We start from the raw sequence: 7611 nt of genomic DNA on the forward strand, positions 1-7611 counted from the left end.
GTCATGGGCCGGGGGAGACCTGCTCGACGGTGCCGGAGAGCCGGGCGCGTTCGGCGGCGAGGACCGTGAGGTGGCTGAGGAGGGATTCGCGGGGACCCGAGCGGACCAGGGAGGCGTCTCCGGTCGCGACGGCCGTGACGAAGGCGTCCATCAGCCCGGCGTCGCCTCCTCCGTGGCCGCCGGCGGCTGACATGTCGCCCTTGGGGGTGGTGTCGATGGTCTCGTCGCGGCCGGTGAGGAAGTCGTGGAGGCGCAGGGTGGTGCCGTCGCCGTGCAGTTCGCCGCGGGTGGCGAAGACCGTGGTGCGCCGGTTGGCCATCCGGCTGAGGCCGGTCATGGTGAAGGTGGCGGTCGTGCCATCGGCGAACTCCATGGACACGACCTGATGGTCCACCACGTCGTTGTCGCAGGCGTAGACGCAGCGGCCGTACGGGCCGGACCGCAGAGCCGCTTCCAGGGCTTCCTCGGTCGGATCGTCCACGACCACGGACAGGGGCCAGCCGTGGTCCCCCGCCGCCAGCCGTTCTCCGTAGATGCGCCGGGCGGAGAAGGCGCAGCGGTCTTCGACGGAGCAGTCCAGGCAGCGGTCGGCGGCGCCGGCGGGGCGGTTGGCGGCGGTGAAGTGGGAGAGGCGGCCGAAGCTCGCAACGCGGGCCGGCGGTTGTCCCACGACGTACTGGAGCCAGTCCAGGTCGTGGCAGGACTTGGCCATCAGCATGGAGGTGGCCTCGTCCGTACGGCGCCAGTTGCCGCGGACGAAGGAGTGCGCCTGGTGCCAGTGGCCGACCGGTTCCGTGTGCTGGACGCTCACGACGTCGCCGAGCCGCCCGGAATCGAGCACCTCTTTGAACGCCCGGGTGTAGGGGGTGTAGCGCAGGACGTGGCCGACGGCGAGGATCACCCCTGCCCTCTCGACGGCGTCGACGATGGCGCGGCACGACGGCTCGTCCAGCGCCATCGGCTTCTCCAGCATGATGTGGTAGCCGAGTCCGGCGAAGGCCAGGGCGGGCTCCAGGTGCAGCCGGTCCTGCGTGCAGATCAGCACGGCATCGGCGATCCGGCCGCGCGCGGCCAGCTCCCGCCAGTCCTCGACCGCCTCCTCGGCGGCGATGCCGTGCTCGGCCGCGAAGCGCAGACGCCGCACCGGACGCGGCTCGGCGACGGCGACGATCTTGGCTCGCTCGGGATGGCGCAGCGCCCACCGGGCGTGACCGGTGCCGCGGTCGCCCGCACCGACGACGATCAGGGACAGAGGTGTCATGCCCCGGCAGGCTACCGGTCGCACACCGGTGCAGAAAGCGCTTTCATCGTTCTCGCGGAAGGGGCGGAACCGCGGCCACGCGCGTACGCGGACCCGGTTTTGCATAAACATGTGTCCTGATGCATACTCTTCCCATGTCTAAGGTTCTCACCTCTCTGCCCGTCGGCGAGCACGTCGGCATCGCCTTCTCCGGCGGCCTCGACACCTCCGTCGCGGTCGCGTGGATGCGCGACAAGGGTGCCGTCCCCTGCACCTACACCGCCGACATCGGCCAGTACGACGAGCCGGACATCGCCTCGGTGCCCGGCCGTGCGAAGGCCTACGGCGCCGAGATCGCGCGCCTGGTCGACTGCCGGGCGGCGCTCGTCGAAGAGGGCCTGGCCGCGCTCGCCTGCGGTGCGTTCCACATCCGCTCGGGCGGCCGCGCCTACTTCAACACCACGCCCCTCGGCCGCGCCGTGACCGGCACGCTGCTGGTGCGGGCGATGCTCGAGGACGGCGTCCAGATCTGGGGCGACGGGTCGACCTTCAAGGGCAACGACATCGAGCGGTTCTACCGCTACGGCCTGCTGGCCAACCCCCACCTGCGCATCTACAAGCCGTGGCTCGACGCCGACTTCGTCACCGAGCTCGGCGGGCGCAAGGAGATGTCGGAGTGGCTGGTCGCCCACGACCTGCCGTACCGGGACAGCACCGAGAAGGCCTACTCGACCGACGCCAACATCTGGGGCGCCACCCACGAGGCCAAGACGCTGGAGCACCTCGACACCGGCGTGGAGACCGTGGAACCCATCATGGGCGTCCGGTTCTGGGACCCGTCGGTGGAGATCGCCACCGAGGACGTGACCATCGGCTTCGAGCAGGGCCGCCCGGTGACGATCAACGGCAAGGAGTTCGCCTCCGCCGTCGACCTCGTAATGGAGGCCAACGCGATCGGCGGCCGCCACGGCCTCGGAATGTCCGACCAGATCGAGAACCGGATCATCGAGGCCAAGAGCCGCGGCATCTACGAGGCCCCCGGCATGGCGCTGCTGCACGCGGCGTACGAGCGCCTCGTCAACGCGATCCACAACGAGGACACCCTCGCCCAGTACCACAACGAGGGCCGTCGCCTCGGCCGGCTGATGTACGAGGGCCGCTGGCTGGACCCGCAGGCGCTGATGGTCCGCGAGTCCCTGCAGCGCTGGGTCGGCTCGGCCGTCACCGGCGAGGTGACCCTGCGGCTGCGGCGCGGCGAGGACTACTCGATCCTCAACACCACGGGCCCCTCGTTCAGCTACCACCCGGACAAGCTCTCGATGGAGCGCACCGAGGACTCGGCGTTCGGCCCGGTGGACCGGATCGGCCAGCTCACGATGCGCAACCTCGACATCGCCGACTCGCGCGCCCGGCTGGAGCAGTACGCCGGCCTCGGCATCGTCGGCACCGCCCACCCCGAGCTGGTCGGCGCCACCCAGGCGCCCGGTACCGGCCTGATCGGCGCCATGCCCGAGGGCGGCGCCGAGGCCATCGCCTCCCGGGGCGAGGTCTCCGCGGACGAGGAACTGCTGGACCGCGCCGCGATGGAGTTCGGCACCGACTAGCAGGTACGCCCCACCGATCGGCCGACGGGCCGGTGCACCGATCACGGTGCACCGGCCCGTCGCCGTCGGCGGGGCGGGTCTTCAGTAGGGTGCGGAACATGACAAAGATCAAAAACGTGATGACGGCTGCCACCGCCCTCATACTCGGTTCGGTCGTCTGCGCCGCCGCACCCGGCGTCGCGGCCGCCGCGACGCAGCCGGCCGCCGGGGCCGCCCCGCTCGTCACCACGGGCGCACTGTTCAACGACCCGAGCGACCCGGCGAAGCAGGACGTGATCTTCGGTCACCTCTCCCGCCTGATCGACGGGGCCGTGACCGGCTCCGACATCAAGATCTCTTCCTACGTCTTCGGCTCCGACTGGCTCGTGGGCCGGCTGAACGCGGCGCACCTGCGCGGGGTCAACGTCCAGGTGCTGCTGGACAGCGAGAGCCTCAAGCACTACGCGGGCGGCCCGTCCTACACGAAGCTCGCCGAGGGCCTCGCGGTCAAGACCCAGACCTCCGGGAACTCGTGGGTCCGCGTCTGCGGCGACCGGCAGGCCTGCCTGGCCAAGGACCCCAACCCGAACGACAGCGCGTACAGCAACAACCACAACAAGTTCTACCTGTTCTCCCGCACCACCGGCAGCTCCTCCGGCACGGTCCCGGTGGACAACGTCGTGGTGCAGACGTCGATGAACCAGACTCCGTGGGACCGCCAGAAGGCGTGGAACGACGCCCTGACCGTGGCGGACAACAAGGAACTGTTCGACGCCTACGCCGGCTACTTCGGCCGGCTGGCCGCCGCTCAGGCGGATCCCTCCCTGCAGGTCTCCGACCTGTCCACGGAGTACCAGGCGGGCAAGGCCAAGGCCTACTTCTTCCCCCGGTCCGCCTCGGACCCGGTCCTCAACATCCTGAACACGGTGGACAATCCGGTCGAAGGCAGCGCCGCCTGCTACGGCAACACCGACGGGTTCGGCACGGCCGACGGCCGTACGGTGATCCGGATCGCCATGCACCAGATCACCCGCATCGAGGTGGCCAAGAAGCTGTGGGAGCTCGACGACGCGGGCTGCTACGTGGACATCGTCTACCGCCACCTCGACAACACCGGCACCGCGATCGCCGACCAGCTGGCCAAGCCCACCAAGTTCGGCGGCATCTCCCTGCACCAGCTGAACGACGACGCGCAGGGCGGCACCTCCACCCACTCCAAGTACCTCCTCGTCGAAGGCACTTACAAGGGTCTGAGGAATCAGAAGATCGTCTTCACCGGCAGCCACCCCTATACGGGCATGGGGCTGACGAGCAACGACGAGGCGCTCCTGAAGTACGAGGACGCCGACGTGCACGACGCCTACCGGGAGAACTTCCGCACCCAGCGGACCGCCGCCGACCAGTAGGACGCGCTTTCAGCGAGCGACGGGCGAGGACGCGCCCGGCACGGCCAGAGTGGGCGTGCCGGTGCCGTCCGCGGGGACGGTCCAGACGTCGCTGGGCCGTCCGTCCGCGCCCGGCAGTGCGTAGGCGAGCGTGCCGTCGTCCAGCCAGGCCGCCTGGTCGTCGACGCTGCGCGTCTCCGCGAGCGGGGTCTCGGTCATGGTCCGCAGGTCCAGGACGAACAGCCGCCAGGGCGCGGACGGATCGTCGGACACCTTCTTCTTGAAGGCGAGCCGGGTGTCGTCCGGCGACAGGGAGGGGCATTCGACGTTCTGCCGCAGCGTCTTCGCCGACCAGTCCTTCATGTTCCCCTCGATGAGGTACGTGTGCCCCTTGGTGGACACGGTCGCGTAGAAGCGGTTGTCGTCCCGGGCGAAGCTCACCCCCCAGTAGTTGACGTCGGGGGCGTGGTAGCGCTCGCCGTCGAGGGTCAGGGGGATCTCCTCGATGGACTTGACGAGGTATCCGGTGCGCAGGTCGAGGACGGCCGTCCTGGTGGAGAAGGCCGTCGTGGCGTAGGAGTCGCCGGTGGCGAACACCGTCCACGCCAGCATCTGCCCGGAGGCGGACACGCGGGCCCGGGTCGGCACGCCCGGCACGGAGATGCGGCGCACCTCCTGGAGCTTCCGGTCCAGGACGAGGGCGTACGTCTTCGGCAGCACCCCCGGCTCGGCGCGCAGGCACAGGGCGCTGTCCCCGGCGGTGTGGAACCGGTCGCAGGCGGGACCGCCGGTGGCCGCGGTGCCGGCGGTGGCCGCGGCGCCGCCCTCCCGCGGGGGGAGCGGCCGGTGCGCGACCCGTCCCGTCTCGGAGTCCCGGAAGTACAGGGCGGGCCCGTCCAGCGTGAAGCCGGCGTCGGCGGACGCGGAGCCCGCCCGGTCGTCCTGCCGGGCTCCGGCGTGCAGTCCGTACCCGACGGATCCGCCGGTCAGCAGGACCAGCGCGGCCGCCACGACCGCGGTACGGGCCCTGCGGCCGAGCGGGAGCGTGGGCCTGGGGAGCCTCGTGGTCATCCGGTCCGCCTCTCGGTGGTGGGGGTGTCGGGCGTCTTCCCGGGGGCCGGGTCGCGGGACGGGTCGGCGGCCGGGTCGCGGGGGAGCAGGGCCCGGCCGCCCGCCAGCGCGGCCAGCAGCACGGCCGCGGCGGCCCAGAGCGCGGGCCGCGGCCCCCACACCGTCCACGCGGCGCCGAAGCCCGCCGCGGCGAGCATCCGGGCCACCGCCTGGCCGGTCTGGAGCAGGGCGAGCCCGCCCGCCCGGCCCTCGGCGGGCAGCAGCGGACCGGCCAGGGCCATCAGCACCCCGTCGGTGCAGGCGTAGAAGACGCCGAGCAGGACGAGTACGGGCACGAGCTGGAGCGCGGCCGGACCGCCGGCGGGGACGAGCAGGACGAGGTACGCCCCGAGCAGCGCGAGGTGCCCGTACAGGAACGGCCGCCTGCGTCCGATCCGGTCCGCGAGCCGGCCGACCGGGACGGCCAGCAGCAGGTAGCCCGCCGCCGCGCCGAGCGGCAGCAGGGGGAACCAGGCAGCGGAGATCCCGAGCCGGCGCTGGAGCAGGAGGTAGAGGAAGGCGTCGCCGATGGTGGCGGCGCCGAGCAGGGCCGCGGCCGCGAGGATCCGCCGGAAGGCGGGGTCGCGCAGCGCGGCGAAGGTGGCGAACGCCTTGCGGGCGCGCGGAGCCGGGGCCGTGGGGAGCGCCGGGTGGCGCCCGGGAACGTAGAGGACGAGGAGCAGGACGCCGAGCAGTCCGACGCAGAAGCTGGTGAAGAACACGGCGTCGTACGCGTCGGCCGTCGCCCAGAGCAGGGCGAAGGCGGCGAGCGGACCGAGCAGGGCTCCGGCGGTGTCCATGGCCCGGTGCACTCCGAAGGACCGGCCCAGCTCGTCGGGATGGCTGCTGAGGGTGATCAGGGCGTCGCGGGGGGCCGTCCTGATTCCCTTGCCGATCCGGTCGGCGGCCAGGGACGCCGTGATTCCGGCGGTGGCGCCGCCCGCGAGCAGCAGGCCGAGCCGGGAGCACGCGGAGAGGGCGTAACCGATGCCCGCGACGCGCTTGTAGCGGTGGCCCCGGTCGGCGAAGTGCCCGCCGAGGAGCCGGACGACCGAGGCGCCGCCGCCGAGGAGGCCGTCGAGGAAGCCGAACTGGAGGGGGGAGAGACCGAGTCCGAGGACGAGGTAGAGCGGCAGCACCGCCGTGACCATCTCGGAGGAGATGTCGGTGACGAGGCTGACCGTGCCGAGTGCCAGGACGGTGCCGGGAAGGCGCCGGCCCTCCCCGTGGGAACGGGGCGGGGCCGGCGTGTCCCGGCGGCCTGTGGTCGCCAGGTACATCAGTGGCAGGTGTACTTCGGGCTGGTGTCCTTGATGCTTCCGTCGGTGCCGACGTAGCTCCAGCTGTAGCCCGAGTCGGTGAAGTCCATCTTCAGGACCCCGTACTGACCGCTGATCCGCTTCTGGCTGTTGGGCTGGACGGTCTCGATGTCGTACGGCTCGGCGCCGCCCATGCCGCCGACGATCTCGGTGATCCCGTCGGACACGGCCTTGCCGTTGGCGTCCTGCGGGGCGAACCGCTCGTAGTGGTGGTCGTGCCCGTTGAGCACGAGGTCGGCCTTGGCGCCGTACAGGATGTTCCAGACCGGCTTGCTGACCGGGTCGTTGCCGTGGCCGCCCGAGGAGTACAGCGGGTGGTGCCAGTAGGCGGCGATGCAGGACTTGCCGTTCGCGGCGAGGTCGGCCTTGAGCCAGTCGATCTGGGCCTTCTGGTCGAAGGAGTTGGAGTCGAGGGCGATGAAGTGCCAGTTGCCCTCGTCGAAGCTGTAGTAGCTCTTGCCCTGGGGGTAGGCGATCGAGCCGAAGTACGCCTTGTAGCCGGCCAGGGAGCCCGCCGGGTCGTACGTCTCGTGGTTGCCGGGCACCGGACGGGTCTTGTCCTTGAACGCGCCCCAGGACTTGTCGTAGTAGTTGCGGAAGTCGGAGATCCGGGCGTCGTCGTACTGGTTGTCGCCCATCGTCAGATAGAACTTCGGGTTGATCTTCTGGGCCTGGGCGGCGGTCTTGGGGTGCGCGCAGGCGCTGTCGGAGGCGGTGCACTGGGCGGCGATGTCACCGGCGGCCACGACGGTGAAGGCACCGGTCTGCGGGGGCTCCCCGCCGCCGATGGTGCCGTACACCTCGACCTCGTACAGCGAGTAGCCGTACGAGGTGCCGCGGGCGGTCCCGTACACGCGCAGGTAACGACCCTTGCCGGACAGGCCGGTCCAGTCGTCGACGCCGCCGTTGCCGGCCGTCTCGTTGGCGAGGCGGGTCCAGGTGGACCCGTCGGCGGAGATCTCGACCCGGTAGAC

General features: G+C 71.2%; 6 protein-coding genes. 2 read left to right on the top strand and 4 right to left on the bottom strand.

The window, feature by feature from the left end; translation table 11 throughout:
* Window position 1: 1 nt before the first annotated feature.
* Window positions 2-1261 (bottom strand): Gfo/Idh/MocA family protein, encoded by a 1260-nt coding sequence (locus ACWGDE_RS33310; protein ID WP_453392785.1) that lies wholly within the window; start codon window positions 1259-1261, stop codon window positions 2-4.
* 134 nt (window positions 1262-1395) lie between these two features.
* On the opposite strand from ACWGDE_RS33310, the gene argG reads away from it, so the two are divergent.
* Both argG and ACWGDE_RS33320 read left to right on the top strand, forming a co-directional pair.
* Window positions 1396-2844 (top strand): argininosuccinate synthase, encoded by a 1449-nt coding sequence (gene argG, locus ACWGDE_RS33315; protein ID WP_453392786.1) that lies wholly within the window; start codon window positions 1396-1398, stop codon window positions 2842-2844.
* 98 nt (window positions 2845-2942) lie between these two features.
* Window positions 2943-4229, top strand: a complete 1287-nt coding sequence (locus ACWGDE_RS33320) for a phospholipase D-like domain-containing protein (protein WP_453392787.1) — start codon at window positions 2943-2945, stop codon at window positions 4227-4229.
* Window positions 4230-4238: 9 nt separating this feature from the next.
* Here the strand turns inward: ACWGDE_RS33320 and ACWGDE_RS33325 are convergent, their stop codons facing one another.
* From ACWGDE_RS33325 to ACWGDE_RS33335, 3 genes are all read right to left on the bottom strand, one after another.
* Window positions 4239-5279: a TolB family protein gene (locus ACWGDE_RS33325; protein WP_453392788.1), complete on the bottom strand. Its 1041-nt coding sequence runs from the start codon at window positions 5277-5279 to the stop codon at window positions 4239-4241.
* Window positions 5276-6598 (bottom strand): MFS transporter, encoded by a 1323-nt coding sequence (locus ACWGDE_RS33330; protein ID WP_453392789.1) that lies wholly within the window; start codon window positions 6596-6598, stop codon window positions 5276-5278. The genes ACWGDE_RS33325 and ACWGDE_RS33330 overlap by 4 nt, the downstream gene beginning before the upstream one ends.
* Window positions 6598-7611, bottom strand: a 1014-nt coding sequence (locus tag ACWGDE_RS33335; RefSeq protein ID WP_453392790.1) for a metallophosphoesterase, incomplete at its 5' end; no start/stop codon positions are given. The genes ACWGDE_RS33335 and ACWGDE_RS33330, both read right to left, overlap by 1 nt.

It is taken from the genome of Streptomyces sp. NPDC054956 (assembly GCF_053609185.1).